Below are 19370 nucleotides of genomic sequence, written 5' to 3' on the forward strand. Positions count from 1 at the left end.
GACATCTTTAAGAAAGGTTAACGACAGTGACTCACATTGTCCGACATTATGTTGACAGCGGGAACCGGCCATCTTGACCGGTTGAGGAAGCCTATGGACGCAAACAGTTTTTCGTCTTTCGCGAGTCCCGGCGACGCTGCGCGCGCAGCAGAGTTGCGCCGCGTCAAGGCGATCGCGGCGCTGGTGCTGGCGAGCTGTCTGGTGGTGTTCATAACGGCAAAAATCCTGCTGCCGATTCATCCCGCGTTCGGATTCGTTGCGGCCTTCGCGGAAGCGGCGACCATTGGCGGATTGGCGGACTGGTACGCCGTTGTCGCGCTGTTCCGTCGGCCGCTGGGTCTGCCGATTCCGCACACCGCGATCATCCAGGCGAATCAAAATCGCATCGCCGACAAGCTGGGTGAATTCATCGAGGTGCATTTCCTCGAAGCCGGGCCGGTCGAGGCCAAATTACGTGAGGTGGATTTTGCGAGTTTCGTTGCAGACTGGCTGAGCGACAAAAAGCGTAGCGCGGATCTCGCGCGTTTCTTGCTGCGGCTGTTGCCGGAGGCGATGTCGGCGACGGAAACGTCTGGTCTCAAAACCTTCATCACGCGCCGCGTGATGACCCAGCTGCAGTCGGTTGATCTCGCGCCCATCGCTGCCGGCACCATGCGCGGCTTCATCAGGGATGGTCGCCATCAGGGCCTGCTCGATAACCTGCTCGGCGCCATGCATGGCGCGCTGACCGAGCCGGACACGCTGGCTGTCATCAAGAACAAGATTCGCGACGAGCTGCCGACGTTGCTCAAACTCTATCGCGCCGATGCGTTCCTGCTGAAGCGCATCGTCGCGTCGGCCACGACCTTCTTTGACGATGTGCGCAAGGATCCAGCGCATCCGTTCCGTGGTGAGTTCGACCGCATGCTGCTCTCCTTCGTCGATCGGCTGGAGACCGAGCCCGGCTTCACCGGCCGCATCGATGGGTTGAAGCGCGATCTGCTGGCGCGCCCCGAGCTTGCCGAACTTGGGCGTAATCTCTGGAACAATGCGCGCAGCTTCATCGAGCGCAGTGCGTCGGGTGAAAGCAATGTACTGGCACATCATCTCGCCAATGTGTTCGTCGAGGCCGGCGCAGCGCTGCGCGCCGATGCCGAGATGCGCGGCGAGATCAACCATGGCATCGTCGTGGTGCTGCGCACGTTCATCGCCGATCAGAAAAGCGGCGTGTCGAGTTTTATCGCCGATCAGGTGAAGGGCTGGGACATGCAGCAGCTGATCGGCGTCATCGAAGTCAATATAGGCCGCGATCTGCAATATATCCGCTTCAACGGTTCGCTGATCGGCGGGCTCGCCGGGCTGGCGCTCTACACGATCGAATATCTGTTGCGACTGCTGTGAGAGCAGTTCCGCATTGCGGAAGTGAGGCGCCGGAGGGGTATCGGGATGCGCTTGAACTGCCACAAGGCCGACCTTAACTTGAGTGAACTGATAGTTGCTTCGGTGCGTTGTGTGATTCCCTCCCTGTGAGGCTGCATTCAAATCAATCGATATGACCGGCCAACGCGCCGGCGAGAGGAAATCAGATGTCGGCTACGGCCCAGGCGCAACGTCCCCCATCGAAAACCCTGATGTTTCTTGAAGGCCGTGCGGTTCACGAATTCGGCGCCTTTCTCGGCGCGCTGCCTCTGCTGAATCTCGCGCCGCGTGGCGATGGTCATCCGGTACTGGTACTGCCCGGCCTTGTGGCCTCGGATGTTTCGACAGGTCCGCTTCGCACCTTCCTCAAGGGCCGCGGCTATGCCGTCAGCGGCTGGAAGCAGGGCCGCAATCTCGGGCTGCGTGACGGCGTGCAGGGCAGCATGGTCGAATTGCTGAAAGAGATGAACGAGACCCACGGCCGCAAGGTGAGTTTGGTCGGCTGGAGTCTCGGCGGCCTTTATGCGCGCCAGCTCGCCAAGATGATGCCGGACCGCGTCCGTTCGGTGATCACGCTGGGTAGCCCGTTTGCCGGCCATCCGAAATCCACCAATGCCTGGCGTGTCTATGAATTCGCCAGCGGCAAACGCGCCGATGACACCGACGACGATTTCGGTGGTTCGCTTGCCGATACGCCGCCGGTCCCGACCACCGCGATCTACAGTCGTACCGACGGCGTCTGTGCCTGGCAGGGCTGCATGGAGAAGCCGTCGGCGATGTCCGAGAGCATCGAGGTCGAGAGCAGTCATTGCGGGATGGGGCATCACCCCGCCGTCGTCTATGCAGTGGCAGAGCGTCTCGCGCAGAAGGAAGGCGCGTGGGCGCCGTTCGATCGCTCAGGCTGGCGCAGTTTGGTTTATCCGGATCCGAACAGGTAGAGGCACACACTCCACTTTCCGCCGTCATTGCGAGCGTAGCGAAGCAATCCAGAAGGCCGCAAGCGAAGACTGGATTGCTTCGTCGCAAGGGCTCCTCGCAATGACGTGGAGAGGTTCGCGGGTTACTCAGCCGCCTTGGTCACGATCCTGATCTCAGATGTCAGTGTCCGGTGTACCGGGCACTTGTCAGCGATCTCCATGAGCTTTGCGCGCTGCCCCGCATCGAGCTTGCCGTCGATCGTGATGACGCGCTCAATCTGGTCCAGCATGCCGTCCTTGGTCTCGCATTCCTCGCAATCCCTGGCGTAGATCTTCTTGTGGTTCAGCGTCACCGTGACGTGGTCCATCGGCAATGCCTTGCGTTCGGCATAGAGCCGCATGGTCATCGCGGTGCAGGCGCCGAGCGCGCTGAGCAGCAGATCATACGGACCGGGTCCGGTGTCCTCGCCGCCGGCGGCGATCGGCTCGTCGGCGAGTATCTGATGCGGGCCGACATTGATGACCTGCTGGAATTTGCTGGCGCGCGTCTCGCTCACCACCACCTTGCGCGGCTCTTCAGGCAGGCTCGCTACGGGCATGACGGCGACCGCATTGAGATAGCGCCCGGCCCAGGCGGCGATGACATCGGCGACATAGATAGCGTCATGCTTTTGCGTGAGCAGATGATCGGCGCCGGCCAGCGAGACGAAGCTCTTGGGATGTTTGGCAGCGACGAAAATCTTCGTGGCGTTGTCGATGCCCACTGTGTCGTCGGTGGGCGCATGCATGATCAGCAGCGCCTTGTGCAGCCTGGTCACCTTTGTGATCAGATTGTGCTCGGCGATATCGTCGAGGAATTCACGCTTGATGCTGAACGGCCGGCCGGCGAGCTTGACCTCGACCTCGCCTTTTTCGCGGATCGCGTCGACATGTTCGGCGAACATGTCGGTGACATGCGCGGGATCGGAGGGCGCCGCGATGGTGACAACGGCCTTGGCTTCCGGCACCTGTTCAGCGGCGGCGAGGATCGCTGCGCCGCCGAGGCTGTGGCCGATCAGGATTGCCGGTGCCTGGCGTATTTCCCGCAAATGGTCGGCGGCCTTTACGAGATCGGCGATATTCGACGAGAACGTGCTATTGGCGAAATCGCCCTCGCTGGAGCCGAGGCCAGTGAAGTCGAAGCGCAGCACGGCGATGCCCTTGAGCGTCAGCGCCGCGGAGATACGCCGAGCCGCGAGCACATCCTTGCCGCAAGTGAAGCAATGCGCGAACAGCGCATATGCATGGACAGCGCCATCGGGCAGGTCCAGCGCCGCCGCCAGCATATGGCCGGCCGCGCCGGGGAATTGAAAGCGTTCAGTTGGCACGGTGGGCTCCTGTCGTGACAGATGTCTCTTTGTACACCGATTCCACCCAATCAATCAGTGGGTACCCAACACCCGTGCGAGAATGAGGCCGAGCTGCTCTCTTCGCGCCGCACCTCGGGTTGAACTTTAGTTCTGCGCGGCCGCTCGAGCACGCGCTTGCCGGCCTCCGATGTCGGTGCTAGATGTCGGGTCATCGTACAACTTTTGGGGTGCGCTGCCGCTACAAGCTGATGGACGGCGGGCCGGCACGCTCCTAGAATTGTGACAAGATCGACCCCGCAAAGGGGCGAACCAGAATAATGGCCAACGCGCCGCATCGGGAAATTCACAGGGAGGATTTCGTCCATGAAGAGAAGAGATGTCGTCAAAGGCGGGCTGGCCGCGCTCGCGGTTGGCGCTACCGGTCTCGGGCGGTTCACGCCTGCGCAGGCGCAGACCAAGATGGTCCTCAAGGCCTCTGACGTCCACCCGCTCGGCTACCCCACGGTCGAATCCGTGGTGCGCATGGGCAAGAAGCTGGATGCCGCCACAAGCGGCCGGCTCACCATCCAGATGTTTCCGTCCATGCAGCTCGGCGGCGAGAAGGAAGCCATCGAGCAGGCCCAGGTCGGCGCTCTGCAGATCGCGCGCATTTCCGTCGGTGCCGTCGGCCCGGTGGTCGATGACGTCAACGTCTTCAACATGCCGTTCGTGTTTCGCGATTCCAAGCACATGGAAGCGGTCCTCGATGGCGAGATTGGCACCGAGCTGCTGAACAAGATCACGGCCAATGAAAAAACCGGCCTGGTCGCGCTTGGCTGGATGAATGCCGGCTCTCGCAACATCTATAACAGCAAGCGCCCGATCAAGACGCTCGCCGATCTCAAGGGTCTCAAGATACGGATGATCGGTAATCCCCTGTTCATCGACACCATGAATGCGCTCGGCGGCAATGGTGTCGCCATGGGCTTCGATCAGGTGTTTAGCGCCATGCAGACCGGCGTCGTCGATGGGGCCGAGAACAACCTGCCATCCTTCGTGGCGCAGAACCACTTCCAGGTCGCCAAATATTTCTCGATGACCGAGCATCTGATCATTCCGGAATTGCTGGTGTTCTCGAAGGCGTCATGGGCGAAGCTCACGCCGGACGATCAGGCGCTGCTGAAGAAATTCGGCCGCGAAGCGCAGCTCGAGCAGCGCGCGCTCTGGTACGAGGCGGAGAAGACCGCGCTCGACAAGATGAAGGAAGTCGGCACCGACATCGTCACGTCCATCGACAAGCAGCCGTTCCGCGATGCCGTGAAGCCGGTGTGGGACAAATACGGCGCGAAATACGCCGAGATGACCAAGCGCATTGCTGCGGTGAGCTAGCGGCATGTTCTCAATGTGTCGTCCCCGCCGTCGCGGGGACGACAGGATAGACCTGCGCTTCCGTCGCGTTACCTGAGGTCTTCATGTCTGACGTTATTTCCAAACTGCCGGCTGCATCCAATCATCACGCCGATACGGCCAGCGATGGTGCGGCTTACGCGTTCCGCCGCGCCATGAACGCACTGTATTGGTCCGGTGCCGTGTTTTCTTGCTTTGCGCTTGTGCTGATCTCCGCGATTATCCCTTGGGCTGTTTACACCCGCTACATTTTGAACAGCGCGGCGTCGTGGCCGGAGCCGCTGGCGGTGTTGCTGACCATCGCGGTGACGTTTATTGGCGCTGCCAACTGCTATCGCCAGCGCATCCACATGAACATGACGGTAGGTACCAACCTGCTACCGCCTCACGCGCGTGTCGTAGCTGCTTTCATCAGCGAGTTGCTGATGGCTGCGGTGGCACTGTTCATGGTGATCTGGGGCATGAAGCTGGTGATGACCACCTGGGGCAATTCAGTGGATGAATTTCCCTGGTTGTCTGTCGGTATCACCTACATGCCGATCCCGGTTTCCGGCGCGATGATGTTTCTCTTTGTCGTCGAACGCCTGACCATCGGCCCGCCGCCGCAGGATGGCAGCGACGCACACATACCTCTCGACTAGCTTCGCCGATTAGCTCCAGCCAGAACAAAGAAAATCCGACATGGACATCGCCGTTCTTCTGCTCAGTATGTGTCTGTTCTTCGCCGTCGGCATGCCGATCGCCTTCGCGCTGGCGCTTTCGGCGCTGGTCGGTGCGCTGTGGATCGATCTGCCGGTCGCGGCCGTGATGCAGCAACTCTCCAGCGGCGTCGGCAAGGTGTCGATGCTGACCGTGCCGTTCTTCGTGCTGGCCGGCGCCATCATGGCAGAAGGCGGCATGGCGCGGCGGCTGGTGGATTTTGCTGCCGTCGTGGTCGGCTTCACGCGCATTCGCGGTGGCCTGTCGCAAGTCAACATTCTGGCCACCACCATCATGTCCGGAATCTCCGGCTCATCAGTCGCGGATACATCGGCGATTGGCTCGGTGATGATCCCGCAGATGGCGGCGAAGGGTTATCCACGGGTGTTCGCCACCAATGTGACCATCTCCGCCTCGGTCCAGGCGATCCTGGTGCCGCCGAGCCACAATGCGGTGATCTATTCGCTGGCGACCGGCGGCGTGGTCTCGATCACCAGCCTGTTTTTGGCAGGTATCGTGCCCGGGCTACTGCTTGGCTTCGCGATCATGCTGTTGTGTCTCTACTTTGCCTATCGCGATGGTCATCCGAAAGGCGAGCCGGTGCCAGTGAAGCAGGCGCTGAAGATGCTGGGGGATGCCACCTGGGGCATCGTCACGCTGGTGATCGTGCTCGGCGGCATTCTCACCGGCGTGTTCACGCCGATCGAGGCAGGCGCGGTGGCGTGCGTCTGGGCCTTCTTCGTCACGATGTTCATCTATCGCGACTACAAATGGTCCGAGCTGCCGATGCTGACCTACCGAACGCTGCAGACGGTGGCGATGGTGCTGACGCTGGTCGCGACCGCGTCATGCTTCGGCTATGTCGCCGCCATGATGCAGATGCCGGCGCATATGACGGAGTTCTTCGTCGCCATCTCGTCGAATAAATACGTGCTGCTGATGTGGCTCAATATCATGCTGCTGATCCTCGGCACGGCGCTCGATCTCGCGCCGCTGCTGCTGATCTGCACGCCGATCCTGCTGCCGGTGGTGAAGAGTTTCGGGATCGACCCCGTGCATTTCGGCATCGTGATGCTTCTCAATCTCGGCATCGGCCTACTGACGCCGCCGGTCGGTACCACGCTGTTCGTGGGCTGCGCCATCGGCAAGGTCTCGGTGGACGAGGTGATGCGTGGCATCTGGCCGTTTTACTGGGTGATGTTCGCCGTGTTGATGCTGGTGACTTACGTACCGTGGTTCTCGATGGCGCTGCCGCACGCATTCGGCTTCAGGTGAGCTACTGGACCGGATCGACTGACAACTGCTTGTAGCGTTCCTTGCCGTTCAGCAAATGCCGGCGCATCGCATCGCGAGCCTTGCGCGGCGAACGGGCGCTGATCGCATTGACGATGACTTGATGCTCCTTCTCGATGCTCTCGAGATAGCGCTTCTGCAATTCGGCCTTGCCATCGAAGGTGCGGATGCTCTGTCGCGGGATGATGAGACCGCCGAGGAATTCCAGAAAGCCGACGAAGCGCGCATTCTGCGTCGCGACGGCAATGGCGAAGTGGAAGTCGAAATCCTCCTTCACCGCACGGTCGCCATTGGCGATGGCGCGGCTGAAGGTAGCTGCGGCCTTGGCAATGGCTCGGATCTGGGCAGCGGTGGCGCGCTCGCTGGCTATAGCCGCGGCCTCCATCTCGACGGCCGTGCGCAGTTCAAGAATTTCGATCACGCTGCCAAGCGAGCCCAGGCCGTCGGGGTCGATGGCATAAGGTTGCTGATCGGGCTCACTGTTGACGAAGGCACCGGCGCCCTGCCGGGTGGTTACAAGGCCCCGGGCGCGGAGTGCGGCAATCGCCTCGCGAACGACCGTGCGGCTGACGCCCATGGCCGCCATCATGGCCTGCTCGGTCGGCAGGCGCGCGCCTGCGGGCAAGCGGCCTTCGATGATCTGGGCAGCGATGCGCTCGACGACTTCCTCAGTACGGCGGCGCACGGGATTGAGCGGTCGCAGCAAAGGCGTGCCTGCGGCCCCATTGGTTGTCTTGCGCTTGGTGCGTGGCTTAGCTTGTCCGGTCATCGTACAACCGGGCTATCATCGCCGATGTCGCTGCGCAAGCTTGCGGCACGCGTCATTGCGCTGCACGCTCTTACATTGTTTCGAGTTCGGGCAGCTTGAGATCGCATTCGACCCAGGCGCCGTTAATGGTGAAGCGCTGGAACGGCGAGTCGGGCACCGGTGCCTGCAATGGGGCGAGGAACTGCGCGTCGGCGGGGCTGCGGAGGTGAAACTGGATATGGCTGGCGGAAAGGGCGTTGCGCGACAGCCAGATCATGCCGGAAAACAGCTCGATCAGCAGTTGTCCGTATTTATCGAGACCGGCACTCCCGAAGTCGTAGGTCGGCGACACGGTCATGAAACGGCAACGCAGCACGGGACCTTCGAATTTGGGCATCAGAAGTTTGCTGACCTGACAGAAGGCCTGCGGAACGGTGCCGTCGTAGAGACCGTACAACCCACCCTTGCCGCCCTGCATGACAGGGTCCAGCGCCGCGAAAATACCCTGGGTGTAAGTGGAGAAGTCTTCCTCGGCTGCCTCGGCAGCCTTCCGCCACTGCGACTTCAGTGAAGCCCAGCTTCTGTCGGCGTCGGTGATCGGCACGAGCCGCATCTCGAGGTCCCCCCGCCGATTTACACACGGCCGGATGCAACCCTAGCTATATACCCTCAAGATTTTGATAACGCGGGAACTTGGCGCCAGCGGCGTTTGCGCGCCAGCGGACGTCTACAGAGCGCGTTCAGGCGCCAGCGGACTGTAGTCCGGCTGCAGCTGCGGCCACGATCGACGCCACGACCTGCTTCCAGGTCTTCGACGACTGCGGGCGATGAGACGAGGCTTTGAAGCGCATGGTCTTGTCCGGTTTGGCCGCACATATTGCTGCGCAGCCGAGCGTCCTCAGGGACGACACCCGGAAAATCGTGCCTTGCGCGGGGGAAGTCGATCCCCCGGCAAAAATAGCAATACCCGCGCTGCTCTCGTGCCGGACGGCGGTTGGCTTGTTCTCTGCCGGCAATGAACGGCAGTGAATTATTCTCGCTGCCTCAACCCATCGCGGGAGCTTGCTCCTGCACTGCCGCCGGCTCCTGGCAAACATCGACCCAGCTGGCCCCGGTCAGTTCGGCCATCCGTGCCGGGGACATCCGCACCGAACTGTTGACCGAGCCCGCCGCCGGCCACACCTCGGCGAATTCCTTCAGCGACACGTCGCAGTAGACTTGTAATGGCGTTGCCAGGCCGAACGGGCAGACGCCGCCGACCGGATGGCCGGTGAGGGCAACGACCTCGTCGGCCCCCAGCATGCGGGGCTTGCCGCCAAGTGCATCGCGTGCCTTCTTATTGTCGAGCCGCGCTGTACCCTTGGTCACCACCAGCACCACCCGGTCGCCGACCCGCACCGACAGCGTCTTGGCGATTTGGCCGGGTTCGACGCCCAATGCCTCGGCGGCGAGAAGGACCGTGGCCGAGCTTTTGTCGGTGACCGTGACGGATAATTCGGGGGCGTTGGCGGTGAGAAAGGCGCGGACGGACTCAAGGCTCATGATGCGGTCTCGGTGACATACCGCCACGCCCTCTCACATGTCGCCGACAAAGTGAAGTCAGATCCGTGCATTGGGGAACTGGGACGGCGCTGCCGCGCCATTCCCTCACGCCGGTTTTGACCTTATACGGGCTCTTGTCTGGCTGACCGTGCCGGGCGATGTTCTGGAGCCTACCTCTCGATGCTGCCGGCCTATGTGATCCATGCCAAGTCGTTGCCCGAGCGCACGGAGCATATCCAGCGCGAGCTCGACCGTGCGGGCATCAAGTTCGAGTGGGTGCTGGATTTCGATGCCGACGAGATCACCTCCGATGTCGATCGGGCTTATTTCGCCGAAGGCGCCGACCTCACGCTGCGGCAAAAATCCTGCGCGCTGAAACATGTGGTCGCCATGCAGCGCATCCGCGAGCGCGGCCAGGATCTGGCGCTGATCTTCGAGGATGACGCATTGCTGGTGCCGGATTTCTGCGACCAGTTGAAGCGCGTGCTCGATGAAGCCGAAAAGTGGCCGCGGCCGCGCATTCTGCATCTTGGCGCCGCGACCAATTTTTACACCCCGGCGTCGGAGTTGCGCCCGGGGCAGATCGTCTATCCCGGCAATCGCGTGCGCAATATGGAAGCCTATGTGCTGGGCGCGCCCGAGGCTTCGGCACGACTTGACTGGATCGCGCGGCATCCGATGCATGAGCCTATCGACATCGCCTTTAACACCGGCGATCCCGCCATGGGCATCCCGTTCCTGTGGCCGGAACCGCCGCTGGCCGAACAAGGCTCGCTCAACGGCGTGTTCAAGAGCTCACTCGATCGCAAGGGGCATGCGCAATTGCAGTTGCGCATACAGTTTGCCGTGCAGAAGTTCAGGCGGCGTTATTTGAAGCGGTGGCTGAAGCTGAAGTAGTTGGCGGCTTCCGGTCGGTCATTCCGGATGGAGCATTGCGCACCAACGCGCCGAGCAATCCCACTGCCAGACAGTACAGCATCCCCTGCGTCACCGCCGAGATGTGGCTGTTGAATAAAGAGCCAATCACGTTCTGCAACACGACCGCCTGGCCGAGGATGCTTGCATAATCGCGCGCGAGAAAAAGCCGTGCATGCGCGATCCACATGGCCCACAGCAGCAGCCCGCCGATCAGGCCGACCTGCAGCATGGTATGAAGCGTTTGATTGTGCGGATCGGGCGTGGCCTGGCCATAGGGCGACGGCTTCGTCGCCTCCATGCTCTGATACAGCGGCTTGATGCTCCCCGTGCCGTGACCGGCGATGGGCGAGGCCTTCACGAAGCCGACTGCCTTGCTCCAGAAATCCAGCCGCGATGCAGTCGAGATTGTTTCGCCGCCTGCGGTCTGGCCGCTATTGGCGTTGATGTCCGAGTTGATCTCTGCGATCCGGCGCTGGGCTTGTGGCGAGGTCAGCAGTGCGATGCCGATTACGATCATGGCTGCGACCGCGACCATGGCAGAGCGCCGCCAGCCGCCGGCATGGACGACGAATAGACCGAGCAATGCGGCGGCCATGATTGCGCCGGTCTTCGACACATAGATCAGGAAAATGTCGGCAAAGAACAGAAGCGCGAGCACGATCATCGCAATGGCGCGGCGGGTGTCCTGGACCCAGATGCGCATCGCGCCGATCGCCAGAGCGAAGGCACAAAGTGCGAAGCAGCCGGATTGAACCGCGTTGTCCTTGAAGGGCACGCCGGGCGCCTTGAACCAGCCCCACGGTCCCGTGGGCCACAGGAACGCAGCCCATGACAGGGCGAGAAGACAAATACAGGCGGCAAGAAAGCCATAAGCGATTTGTAACGCTTGTTTCGGCGTAAATGCCGTTGCCATCACCAATGGAATCAACAGCAGCTTGGCGTAGGCACCAACCCATCTGATCGCGCCGCTGAGCGGCTGCATCGACCAGAGCACGCCGACCAGGATCAGCGCGAACAGCGCGACCGGCAGATAGGCCGCCGGCCTCCGCAACGTGGCGATGAAACGATCGCGGTCGAGTGTCAGCAGCGCGAGCACTGCAAAGATCGACACCGCGATAGCCTGACCGCTGGTTGAGAACGGCAGCGAGAAGCCGGTGGCAATGGCAGCGATCTGCCGGGCATCCGCAAGTTTGCGCGGCAGATCGTTGTTCGTCATATGCCCAGGAGTTTCCGTGCGTTGTTCTTCAGGACCTTCGGACGCACCTCGTCGCGAATGTCGAGCTTGGCGAAGTCGGCCATCCAGCGATCCGGCATGATCACCGGCCAGTCGGAGCCGAACAGCATCTTATCCTGCAGGATCGAATTGATGTAGCGCACCAGGATCGGCGGGAAGTATTTCGGCGACCAGCCGGACAGGTCGATATACACGTTGGGCTTGTGGGTAGCGACCGACAGCGCCTCTTCCTGCCAGGGGAAGGAGGGATGTGCCAGAATGATCTTCAGGTCCGGAAAATCCACCGCAACGTCGTCCATATACATCGGGTTGGAATATTTCAGCCGCATTCCCATGCCGCCGGGCATGCCGGAGCCGACGCCTGTCTGGCCGGTGTGGAACAGCGCGATAGCGCCGCCTTCCTGGATCGCCTCATAGAGCGGATAGGCCATGCGGTCATTGGCGTAGAAGCCCTGCATGGTCGGGTGGAACTTGAAACCCTTCACACCGTATTCGGAGATCAGCTTGCGCGCCTCGCGCACGCCGAGCTTACCCTTGTGCGGATCGATCGACGCGAACGGGATCAGCACGTCGGCGTTCTCTTTGGCGATCTCCAGCATCTCGTAGTTGTTGTAGCGGCGGAAGCCGGTCTCGCGCTCGGCGTCGACCGGGAAGATCACCGCGGCAATCTTCTTGTCGCGGTAATAGGCGGCTGTTTCCTGCACTGTCGGCGGATGCTTATGCGGCGACTTGAAATACTCGGCCATGCGGGCCTGGAAATCATCATAGCCGTCGTCGGCGTGGCAGCCGCATGGCTCTTCCGCATGTGTGTGGATGTCGATGGCGACAAGGTCGTCCGGATTGAGCAATTTCATGTCCCGCGTCTCCCGCACTTTCATCATTATCGTTGGCGGTTGCTCTAGCAAACCGGCCTGCTGAATGAAAGGCGCGGAACGCTGCCGACCTAGCCGGTGGAGAAGGACTGTGTCCGGATATCCTGCGCGGTGCGGCGGAGCGGGATCAGGTATTTCTTCTTTGCCATCGCCTCGTCCATTGTGCCCGAGATGGCATTTATGCTGATCGCCGCGACGACCCGGCCGCCGTGGTCGCGGACGGGGACGGCGATACCGCAGATCGCTGGATCGAGTTCGCCATCGACCCAGCCATAGCCTTCGGCCTCGACGCGTTCGAGCTCGCGTTCCAGCAGCACGGGATCGGTGATGGTGCGTGGGGTGATATGCTTGAATTCGGTGGTGGCGAGATAGTGCGCGCGCTGGTCCGGCGGCAGGGCCGCCAGCAGGACGCGCCCGAGCGACACCACGTGGGCGGGCAGGCGGCTGCCGACGGCGAGATTGGCCGAGAGAATGCGCTGCGCCGGCAATCGAAGCGCATAGACGATCTCGGTCTCGTCCAGCACGGCCAGCGAGCAGGATTCGCCGATTTCGTTGCGCAGGTCTTCCAAAGCGCGTTGCGCATAGCCCCAGTAAGGCAGTGCATTGAGGTAGGAAAGGCCAAGCCCCAGCGCCCGTGGGCGTAGGCTGAAATAGCGGCCATCGGCTTCGCAATATTTCATCACGATCAGCGTCGCCAGCATCCGGCGCGCCGTCGCGCGGCTGAGGCCCGCGATCGCGGCGACTTCCGAGAGCGTGTGCCGGCCCGGTGGGCGACCCAGCGCTTCGACGGCCGCAAAACCACGGGCGATCGCCCGAACGAAACCGTCACTGTCTTTGGCCATGCACCATCCTACCGGTTCGGACTTGTCAGTCCCGGGAAACCGCGCCTATAGTTGTTCGTAGGGCGGCCATAAAGTTCGCCTGGTGAACGTTAGTGGAGAAGGCGCTATGGCGCAAGCGGAAGTTTTTGAAACCGATTTCTGGAAGGACGCGAACCTGCGCAAGGTCTGGGACGAGATCGTCCCGGGCGAGCCACGCAAGACGCTGCCTTATGTCCTGACGAGGGAGGCGATCCAGCTTTATTGCCGCTCGGTCGGCGAGAACCACCCATTGTATTTCGACGAGGCTTACGCGAAGGCGTCGCCCTATGGCGGTCTGATCGCGCCGCCATCGATCCACATCCTGTTGATGTTCTCCTGCACGCCGGCCGACGACTGGATGCGCACACCTGGCACCGTCAATGCCGGCCAGTCCTGGAGCTACAACATCCCGGCACGGCCCGGAGACACCATCACCCTGCAGGCCCGCGCGCTCGACAAGTTCATCAAGCGCGAGCGACTGTTCGTGGTCCACGACAACGTGTTCTTCAACCAGCGCGGCGACGTCATCTGTTCTGGCCGCGGCCAGACCATCCGCCCGATGTGAGCGTGGCAAGGAGATCAACCATGACAACCAGCTTTGACAAACTCTCCACCGGCGACACCATCGACGGTCCGAGCTTCGCAGTGTCGCTCGAGTCGATTCGGCTCTTCTGCGATGGATCGCTCGACTACAATCCGCTGCATCTCGACGACAACTACATGAAGAACTCGTTCGGCAAGACCAATTTCGGCGGCATCATCATGCATGGCATGAATAATTTCGGGCTGATCACCCGGATGCTGACCGACTGGGCCTATCCTGCGGGTGCAATCCATCGCCGTCTCGAAACGCGCTGGGTCAAGCCGGTGAAGCCCGGCGACACCATCCAGTCGGTTGGCATCATCAAGGCCAAGCAGACCACCGAGAAGTCGCGCTGGGTGCTGATCGACGTGCTGGTGAAGAACCAGAACGACGAGAAGGTCGCTGTTGGCGAGGCGATGGTTGAATTTCCGCTGACAGCCTAGTGGCTCAATGCAACTGCGTGCGGCATAGTCCGCACGCCGGACAAGAACAGGCAAGGGATCGAAATGAAGAAGCTCACGAGGCTCGCCCTGTCGTGTCTGGCGATGACTTTTGTCATGTTGTCGGGCGCGCTGGCGCAGAATTTTCCAGTCAGTCAGATCAAGATCATCGTGCCGTTTCCAGCGGGGGGCACGACGGACATCCTCGCGCGGTTCGTCGCGCAATATCTCGGCGAGAAGCTCGGCGTCGCCACCATCGTCGAGAACCGGCCCGGCGCATCGGGCACGATCGGTTCGGAAGTTGTCGTGAAGTCGCCCGCCGATGGCAGCGTGTTGTTGGTCACGGCCACGCATCACGTGATCAATCCGAGTCTGCGCAAGAGTTTGCCTTACGAGACACAGAAGGACTTCTCGCCGATCGCCCTGATCGCGACGGCGCCAAATGCGCTTGTTGTGACCAGGGACTTTCCGGCGAAGTCGGTCGCCGAGTTGATCGATCTGGCGAAGAAGCAGCCCGGCAAGCTGTCCTTCGGATCGGCCGGCGTCGGCGGCGCCAATCATCTGTCGGGCGAATTGTTTAAGCAGATGGCTGGAATCAATATCGAGCACATCCCTTACAAGGGGGCCGCGCCGGCGATGAACGACCTGATCGGCGGCCATATTCCGATCATGTTCGATACGTTGCCGACCGTTTTGCCTGCTGCCGAGGCGGGCAACATCCGCGTGCTCGCGGTCACCAGCCTGACCCGAGCGGCCTCGCTCCCCAACGCCCCGACCCTCGATGAGGCCGGCGTAAAGGGGTTCGAGGCCACCGCCTGGTTCGGCATGTACATGCCACAGGCCAATGGCAGCCCGGCCTATACGAAGCTGGTGGCGGCCATGAAGGAGATCCTGTCGGCACCCGCGACCCGCGAGAAATTCGCCACCCAGGGCGTCGAGCCGGGCAAGCTGACGGGAGCCGAATTCACGGCTTTCGTCGATTCGGAGATCAAGAAGTGGGGCGCAGTGGTGAAAGCCGCGAATGTTCCGCAAGAGTGATCCGCACGGGTTTGAGGGTCCGGTGGCTGTTCCCGGACCCTCACGCCACCAAAATACCTGCAAATATCGATCCGATGGTCGTCAGATGCCCGGATCGGATTGACAGTCCGGCGCCCGATGGCTTAGAAACCGCGGGTCCCGGGCGACTTGGTCGCCAGCGGGTTCAAGCTCATTTTCGCTGATTTCGGCCTGCTGCGCACGGCCTTTGACGTCAGTATCGCAAGCTATCAGGATTGACCGATGAAAGTCCGTAACTCGTTGAAATCGCTGCGTGGTCGTCACCGCGACAACCGCCTGGTCCGCCGCAAGGGCCGCGTCTATGTGATCAACAAGACCCAGCGCCGTTTCAAGGCTCGCCAGGGTTGAGTTGCTGATCGGTTGGCATTTTGCCGGCCGGCCTCACGACATCACAGGTGTTTGACGCGCTGCTGCTTTGCAGCGCGTTTTTTCGTGTCTAGACTTACCGCATGGCATTGAGAATCCCGGCCGCAGGTTTTGGAATTCTGCTGAGCGCATTTCTGGGCGCAGCACCCGTCTACGCGCAGGTCAAAGATCCGCAGATCGTGACCCCGGATGCGCCGAAGAAAATTCCCGAGCCACCCGCCAAACTGCCGAAGGTCAACGCCGACAAGACGCGCGGCCTCGATTTCCTGTTTGGTGCGCTGAAAGCGGCGCCGGACGAAGCCAGTGCCAAACACGTCGAAGGCCGGATCTGGGCCCTGTGGTCGCAGACCACGAGCGACACGACCGCGCTGTTGATGACCCGCGCCAAGACGGCACTGGACGCCAAGCAGGTCGATCTGTCGCTGCAGTTGTTGAGCGCGGTGGTGAAGTTGCGCCCCGATTACGTCGAGGGCTGGAATCGGCGTGCGACGCTGTATTACCTGCAGAACGATTACACCCGGTCGCTGCAGGATATTGAGCAGGTTCTGATACGCGAACCCCGGCATTTCGGTGCTCTGGCAGGGCTCGGCATGATCATGCAGGAGCTGGGCGACGACAAGCGTGCGCTTGATGCGTTCCGCAAGGCGCTTGCGGTCAATCCGCATCTCGAAAAGGTGCCGGAGCTGGTCAAGACCCTGACCGAAAAGGTCGAAGGCCGCGATATCTGAAATTCCTTGAAAGTTGGGGCGTTTACGGACATCGCGGGAACATCACCCTGCTTTGATGCATCCCTGCTGCCCGCGATGGAAAAACAAGACATCGTCGCCGGGGAATCAAACTTCTGACACAGGAAACAGGCGAAAAGGGCGTTTTCCGAGCCACAGGAAGGGACACCTTTTGGCGCCGAAGTCATTTCCGCTATTTGCTTTGCTATGTGTGTTGATGGCCGCACCGATGGCTGCTGTGACCAGCCCTGCGCTGGCGCAGAAAGCTGATGCGCCGCCGGCGCCTGCAGCTTCGACGCTGTCCCCCGATCAGGCCAAGGCTGCGCTCGACACATTGCAGGACGACGTCAAGCGCAAGGAGATGATCGATACGCTGCGCGCGATCGCCGCGGCGACACCGGCATCGCCGGAGAAGAAGCCTGCCATTCCGCTCGACGCCGACAGTCTTGGCGCGCAATTGCTGGTGACGATTTCCGATCAGCTCGGCGATATTACGCGCGAGGTCTCGACAGCCGTGCAATCGGTCACGCGCTTTCCGGCGCTATGGTACTGGCTACAGCGCAGCGCGAACGATCCCGCCACCTATCATCTCCTGTTCGACATCGCCTGGAAGCTTGTTGTCGTATTCGGCGGTGCGCTGGCGGCGGAATGGCTCATGGTCTGGCTGCTGCGGAGGCCGCAGGCCGCGCTCGAGGCGCGCATTCCTTTCGTCGCCCGTGCGCCGTCCTCGCTCATCGAACGTGCCGATCCACCGTCGTCCACGGCCGACTTCACCGAGGCGCCTGATCTCAACAAACGGCGACGCAGCCTGACCCGGGCGTGGCAATCGCTGCTGCGGCTTCCCTATGTGGTCGGGCGTCTTCTCCTCGAATTGTTTCCGATTTTCGTCTTTACCGGCACAGTATCGCTGCTGCTCGGCACCCAGATCGGCGATGCCGGGATCACGCGCCTCGCGATCCTTGCGATCGTAAACAGCTATGTGGTGGCGCGCGCCATCATCTGTGCGATGCGCGCACTGTTCGGGCCGCTCGCGCTGTTCAGGGTGAAGGAGGAGACCGCAGCCTATCTCGAAATCTGGACGCGTCGCATCGTCGGCGTCGGCGCCACCGGCATCGCAATCGCCAATGTTGCCCTGATGATGGGCCTCTATCGCTCGGCGCATTTCGCGCTGATCAAGCTCGTGATGCTGGTCGTGCATCTGTTTGTCGTCGTCATCGTCCTGCAGTGCCGGAAGCCCGTTGCCGATGCACTCCGCGCGCCGATCGGTGCTACGGGCTTCTTGAGCGCGATGCGCAATCGCCTCGCCAGTCTCTGGCATGTGCTGGCGATCGTCGTCGTGATGGCGGCTTGGACCATCTGGGCGCTCAATATCCAGAACGGTTATTCATTGCTGCTGCGATACATCGTCGGCACGGTCATTGTCGCGCTGGTGGCCCGGCTCGTCTCGATGATTGCGCTGAGCCTCATTGATCGCGGTTTCCGCATCAAACCGGAAATCTTGCAGCGCTTTCCGGGTCTTGAGACGCGTGCCAATCGTTATCTGCCACTGTTGCGCAAGGTCGTCGCAACGATCATCGCGGTGATCGGCCTCGTTGCCTTGCTGGAAGTGTGGGGCGTCAATGCCATTGTCTGGTTCTATGGCGGCCAGATCGGCAGTCGGGTCGTCTCGGCTGTCATCACCGTCGGCATGGCTGCCATTGTCGCTGCGGTTGTGTGGGAAGGTAGCAATGCGCTGATGGAGCGTCAGCTCGCGGCGCTGACGCGCGATGCTCATTTCGCCCGCGCGGCCCGTCTGCGCACGTTCCAGCCGATGCTGCGTACGACATTGCTCGGCGTAATCATCGCGGTGGTTGCGCTCACCGCGCTGAGCGAGATCGGTGTCAATGTTGCGCCGCTGCTCGCTGGTGCCGGCATCCTCGGTATCGCTATCGGCTTCGGTTCGCAGAAGCTGGTGCAGGACGTGATTACCGGCCTGTTTCTGCTGCTGGAAAGCACCGTGCAGGTTGGTGACAACGTTACGGTGTCGGGCCTGTCGGGTGTCGTGGAGAACGTCTCGATCCGTACCATTCGACTGCGTGCCGGCGATGGTTCGGTTCACATCATTCCCTTCAGCGCGGTGACCACCATCACCAATGCCAGCCGCGGTGCAGGCAACGCGGCCGTCAGCGTCAGCGTCGCTTACAAGGAAGATACCGACCGCGCCGGCCAGTTGCTGAAGGACATCGTCGAGCAGATGCGCAATGAGGCAGCTTTCAAGCCGCTGATCCGCAGCGATCTCGAATTGTGGGGCGTCGATAAGGTCGATGGTTCGATGGCGACGATCGTCGGGCAGATCCGGTGTACCGATTCCGGCCGCTGGGCGGTGCAGCGCGAATTCAATCGCCGCATGAAAATCCGCTTCCAGGAAGAAGGTATCGAGATCGCGTCACCCGGACAGACCGTCCTGATGCAGTTGCCGCCGCCGACCACTGAAGCTGCAGAGGACAATGACGCAGATAACCAGCAGAGCAAGTCAGCGCAGCGCCGCGCGGGCTAGTGATTGTCGCGACTTTTCGAGGATGCGGCAGCTCCGGATTAGCCAAAGTTGCGGCTACGTGGGGCGCAATGGCAGCCATATTCGCCATCCCGCCACGGCCTCTCTGGCAGATGGACGAACCGGAAGACAAGGACAATCCAGAATAGGTGCGTCTGTCGATCTAGTGCAGGACGTTATTGCCGGGCCGGATAGCACCGAACTGGGGTGAAGCGGCATAGAGTTGCTGCAATTCCGCTTCCAGTTGCTCGTTGACCATCAGCAAAGCCTTGAGCGCGCCGCGCAAGTCGCCATTGCAGGTAGAAATGATTTCGTCGATCACAGCATCGGTTGGGCGGGCCGTCATGGAACTATCTCCAGTTCAGATCATGGCGTCAGTCCGCCGCCTGATCGTGGCGATAACCGGGCGGGAACGAATGCGTTCCTGTGGATAGCGTGGACAGTTCTTGCT

The 19370-nt window shown here is 61.4% G+C and carries 20 protein-coding genes; 12 read left to right on the forward strand and 8 right to left on the reverse strand.

The features are described from left to right. Positions 1-93: 93 nt before the first annotated feature. Complete coding sequence (locus AB7951_RS02405) at positions 94-1380, forward strand: DUF445 domain-containing protein (RefSeq protein ID WP_439059870.1); 1287 nt, start codon at positions 94-96, stop codon at positions 1378-1380. Between the two features lie 185 nt (positions 1381-1565). Then, positions 1566-2336 (forward strand): esterase/lipase family protein, encoded by a 771-nt coding sequence (locus AB7951_RS02410; protein WP_089265856.1) that lies wholly within the window; start codon positions 1566-1568, stop codon positions 2334-2336. A 122-nt stretch (positions 2337-2458) separates the two neighbouring features. On the opposite strand, the gene AB7951_RS02415 is transcribed toward AB7951_RS02410, so the two are convergent. After that, positions 2459-3682 (reverse strand): bifunctional alpha/beta hydrolase/OsmC family protein, encoded by a 1224-nt coding sequence (locus AB7951_RS02415; protein WP_439059869.1) that lies wholly within the window; start codon positions 3680-3682, stop codon positions 2459-2461. Positions 3683-4027: 345 nt separating this feature from the next. On the opposite strand from AB7951_RS02415, the gene AB7951_RS02420 reads away from it, so the two are divergent. The 3 genes from AB7951_RS02420 (at position 4028) to AB7951_RS02430 (ending at position 7024) form a co-directional block, all read left to right on the forward strand. Then, on the forward strand, positions 4028-5032 hold the full coding sequence (locus AB7951_RS02420; RefSeq protein ID WP_439059868.1) for a TRAP transporter substrate-binding protein: 1005 nt from the start codon (positions 4028-4030) through the stop codon (positions 5030-5032). Positions 5033-5115: 83 nt separating this feature from the next. After that, positions 5116-5691 (forward strand): TRAP transporter small permease, encoded by a 576-nt coding sequence (locus AB7951_RS02425; protein ID WP_439059867.1) that lies wholly within the window; start codon positions 5116-5118, stop codon positions 5689-5691. 40 nt (positions 5692-5731) lie between these two features. Further along, on the forward strand, positions 5732-7024 hold the full coding sequence (locus AB7951_RS02430; protein ID WP_175367804.1) for a TRAP transporter large permease: 1293 nt from the start codon (positions 5732-5734) through the stop codon (positions 7022-7024). A gap of 1 nt (position 7025) precedes the next feature. Here AB7951_RS02430 and AB7951_RS02435 read toward each other — a convergent pair whose 3' ends face one another. The 3 genes from AB7951_RS02435 to AB7951_RS02445 form a co-directional block, all read right to left on the reverse strand. Continuing rightward, the gene (locus tag AB7951_RS02435; protein ID WP_175367805.1) at positions 7026-7811 is read right to left on the reverse strand and encodes a FadR/GntR family transcriptional regulator; all 786 of its coding nucleotides are present in this window, start codon (positions 7809-7811) and stop codon (positions 7026-7028) included. Positions 7812-7881: 70 nt separating this feature from the next. After that, a complete protein-coding gene (locus AB7951_RS02440; protein WP_175367806.1) occupies positions 7882-8403 on the reverse strand; it encodes a hypothetical protein in 522 nt (173 codons plus the stop codon). A gap of 431 nt (positions 8404-8834) precedes the next feature. Then, the gene (locus AB7951_RS02445; protein ID WP_175367807.1) at positions 8835-9332 is read right to left on the reverse strand and encodes a YbaK/EbsC family protein; all 498 of its coding nucleotides are present in this window, start codon (positions 9330-9332) and stop codon (positions 8835-8837) included. Between the two features lie 180 nt (positions 9333-9512). Between AB7951_RS02445 and AB7951_RS02450 the strand changes: the two genes are divergently transcribed. Next, positions 9513-10229, forward strand: a complete 717-nt coding sequence (locus tag AB7951_RS02450) for a glycosyltransferase family 25 protein (RefSeq protein ID WP_089265863.1) — start codon at positions 9513-9515, stop codon at positions 10227-10229. On the opposite strand, the gene AB7951_RS02455 is transcribed toward AB7951_RS02450, so the two are convergent. The 3 genes from AB7951_RS02455 to AB7951_RS02465 form a co-directional block, all read right to left on the reverse strand. After that, positions 10189-11466, reverse strand: a complete 1278-nt coding sequence (locus AB7951_RS02455; protein WP_439061951.1) for an O-antigen ligase family protein — start codon at positions 11464-11466, stop codon at positions 10189-10191. The two genes, AB7951_RS02450 and AB7951_RS02455, sit on opposite strands and share 41 nt — an antisense overlap. Further along, positions 11463-12338, reverse strand: coding sequence for an amidohydrolase family protein (locus AB7951_RS02460; RefSeq protein ID WP_184512024.1), 876 nt, complete (start codon positions 12336-12338; stop codon positions 11463-11465). The genes AB7951_RS02455 and AB7951_RS02460 overlap by 4 nt, the downstream gene beginning before the upstream one ends. A gap of 89 nt (positions 12339-12427) precedes the next feature. After that, positions 12428-13198 (reverse strand): IclR family transcriptional regulator domain-containing protein, encoded by a 771-nt coding sequence (locus AB7951_RS02465; protein WP_439059864.1) that lies wholly within the window; start codon positions 13196-13198, stop codon positions 12428-12430. 106 nt (positions 13199-13304) lie between these two features. Between AB7951_RS02465 and AB7951_RS02470 the strand changes: the two genes are divergently transcribed. The 6 genes from AB7951_RS02470 (at position 13305) to AB7951_RS02495 (ending at position 18922) form a co-directional block, all read left to right on the forward strand. Then, positions 13305-13781 carry a MaoC family dehydratase gene (locus tag AB7951_RS02470; protein WP_093757153.1) on the forward strand — a complete coding sequence of 159 codons (477 nt, stop codon included), beginning with the start codon at positions 13305-13307 and terminating at the stop codon, positions 13779-13781. Between the two features lie 20 nt (positions 13782-13801). Then, on the forward strand, positions 13802-14242 hold the full coding sequence (locus AB7951_RS02475) for a MaoC family dehydratase (protein ID WP_439059863.1): 441 nt from the start codon (positions 13802-13804) through the stop codon (positions 14240-14242). Between the two features lie 63 nt (positions 14243-14305). Then, entirely contained in the window at positions 14306-15277 is a 972-nt protein-coding gene (locus AB7951_RS02480) for a tripartite tricarboxylate transporter substrate binding protein (RefSeq protein WP_120287145.1), read from the forward strand. Between the two features lie 240 nt (positions 15278-15517). Then, positions 15518-15643, forward strand: a complete 126-nt coding sequence (gene ykgO, locus AB7951_RS02485) for a type B 50S ribosomal protein L36 (protein ID WP_055038661.1) — start codon at positions 15518-15520, stop codon at positions 15641-15643. 101 nt (positions 15644-15744) lie between these two features. Beyond that, positions 15745-16389, forward strand: coding sequence for a tetratricopeptide repeat protein (locus AB7951_RS02490; RefSeq protein WP_089265870.1), 645 nt, complete (start codon positions 15745-15747; stop codon positions 16387-16389). 226 nt (positions 16390-16615) lie between these two features. Next, entirely contained in the window at positions 16616-18922 is a 2307-nt protein-coding gene (locus AB7951_RS02495; RefSeq protein WP_441255652.1) for a mechanosensitive ion channel domain-containing protein, read from the forward strand. A 160-nt stretch (positions 18923-19082) separates the two neighbouring features. Here the strand turns inward: AB7951_RS02495 and AB7951_RS02500 are convergent, their stop codons facing one another. Then, complete coding sequence (locus tag AB7951_RS02500) at positions 19083-19265, reverse strand: hypothetical protein (RefSeq protein WP_068728843.1); 183 nt, start codon at positions 19263-19265, stop codon at positions 19083-19085. Positions 19266-19370: the final 105 nt, after the last annotated feature.

The organism is Tardiphaga sp. 285_C5_N1_2 (assembly GCF_052076065.1).
GTDB lineage: Bacteria > Pseudomonadota > Alphaproteobacteria > Rhizobiales > Xanthobacteraceae > Tardiphaga > Tardiphaga robiniae.

Excerpts from the sequence above, each read along its gene's own strand:
- AB7951_RS02425 (WP_439059867.1), top strand. The coding sequence starts at position 5,116 with ATGTCTGACGTTATTTCCAAACTGCCGGCTGCATCCAATCATCACGCC.
- AB7951_RS02465 (WP_439059864.1), bottom strand. The coding sequence starts at position 13,198 with ATGGCCAAAGACAGTGACGGTTTCGTTCGGGCGATCGCCCGTGGTTTT.
- AB7951_RS02405 (WP_439059870.1), top strand. The coding sequence starts at position 94 with ATGGACGCAAACAGTTTTTCGTCTTTCGCGAGTCCCGGCGACGCTGCG.
- AB7951_RS02445 (WP_175367807.1), bottom strand. The coding sequence starts at position 9,332 with ATGAGCCTTGAGTCCGTCCGCGCCTTTCTCACCGCCAACGCCCCCGAA.
- AB7951_RS02470 (WP_093757153.1), top strand. The coding sequence starts at position 13,305 with ATGGCGCAAGCGGAAGTTTTTGAAACCGATTTCTGGAAGGACGCGAAC.
- AB7951_RS02495 (WP_441255652.1), top strand. The coding sequence starts at position 16,616 with ATGGCTGCTGTGACCAGCCCTGCGCTGGCGCAGAAAGCTGATGCGCCG.
- AB7951_RS02500 (WP_068728843.1), bottom strand. The coding sequence starts at position 19,265 with ATGACGGCCCGCCCAACCGATGCTGTGATCGACGAAATCATTTCTACC.
- AB7951_RS02475 (WP_439059863.1), top strand. The coding sequence starts at position 13,802 with ATGACAACCAGCTTTGACAAACTCTCCACCGGCGACACCATCGACGGT.
- AB7951_RS02480 (WP_120287145.1), top strand. The coding sequence starts at position 14,306 with ATGAAGAAGCTCACGAGGCTCGCCCTGTCGTGTCTGGCGATGACTTTT.
- AB7951_RS02460 (WP_184512024.1), bottom strand. The coding sequence starts at position 12,338 with ATGAAATTGCTCAATCCGGACGACCTTGTCGCCATCGACATCCACACA.
- AB7951_RS02435 (WP_175367805.1), bottom strand. The coding sequence starts at position 7,811 with ATGACCGGACAAGCTAAGCCACGCACCAAGCGCAAGACAACCAATGGG.
- AB7951_RS02490 (WP_089265870.1), top strand. The coding sequence starts at position 15,745 with ATGGCATTGAGAATCCCGGCCGCAGGTTTTGGAATTCTGCTGAGCGCA.
- ykgO (WP_055038661.1), top strand. The coding sequence starts at position 15,518 with ATGAAAGTCCGTAACTCGTTGAAATCGCTGCGTGGTCGTCACCGCGAC.
- AB7951_RS02440 (WP_175367806.1), bottom strand. The coding sequence starts at position 8,403 with ATGCGGCTCGTGCCGATCACCGACGCCGACAGAAGCTGGGCTTCACTG.
- AB7951_RS02450 (WP_089265863.1), top strand. The coding sequence starts at position 9,513 with ATGCTGCCGGCCTATGTGATCCATGCCAAGTCGTTGCCCGAGCGCACG.
- AB7951_RS02455 (WP_439061951.1), bottom strand. The coding sequence starts at position 11,466 with ATGACGAACAACGATCTGCCGCGCAAACTTGCGGATGCCCGGCAGATC.
- AB7951_RS02410 (WP_089265856.1), top strand. The coding sequence starts at position 1,566 with ATGTCGGCTACGGCCCAGGCGCAACGTCCCCCATCGAAAACCCTGATG.
- AB7951_RS02430 (WP_175367804.1), top strand. The coding sequence starts at position 5,732 with ATGGACATCGCCGTTCTTCTGCTCAGTATGTGTCTGTTCTTCGCCGTC.
- AB7951_RS02420 (WP_439059868.1), top strand. The coding sequence starts at position 4,028 with ATGAAGAGAAGAGATGTCGTCAAAGGCGGGCTGGCCGCGCTCGCGGTT.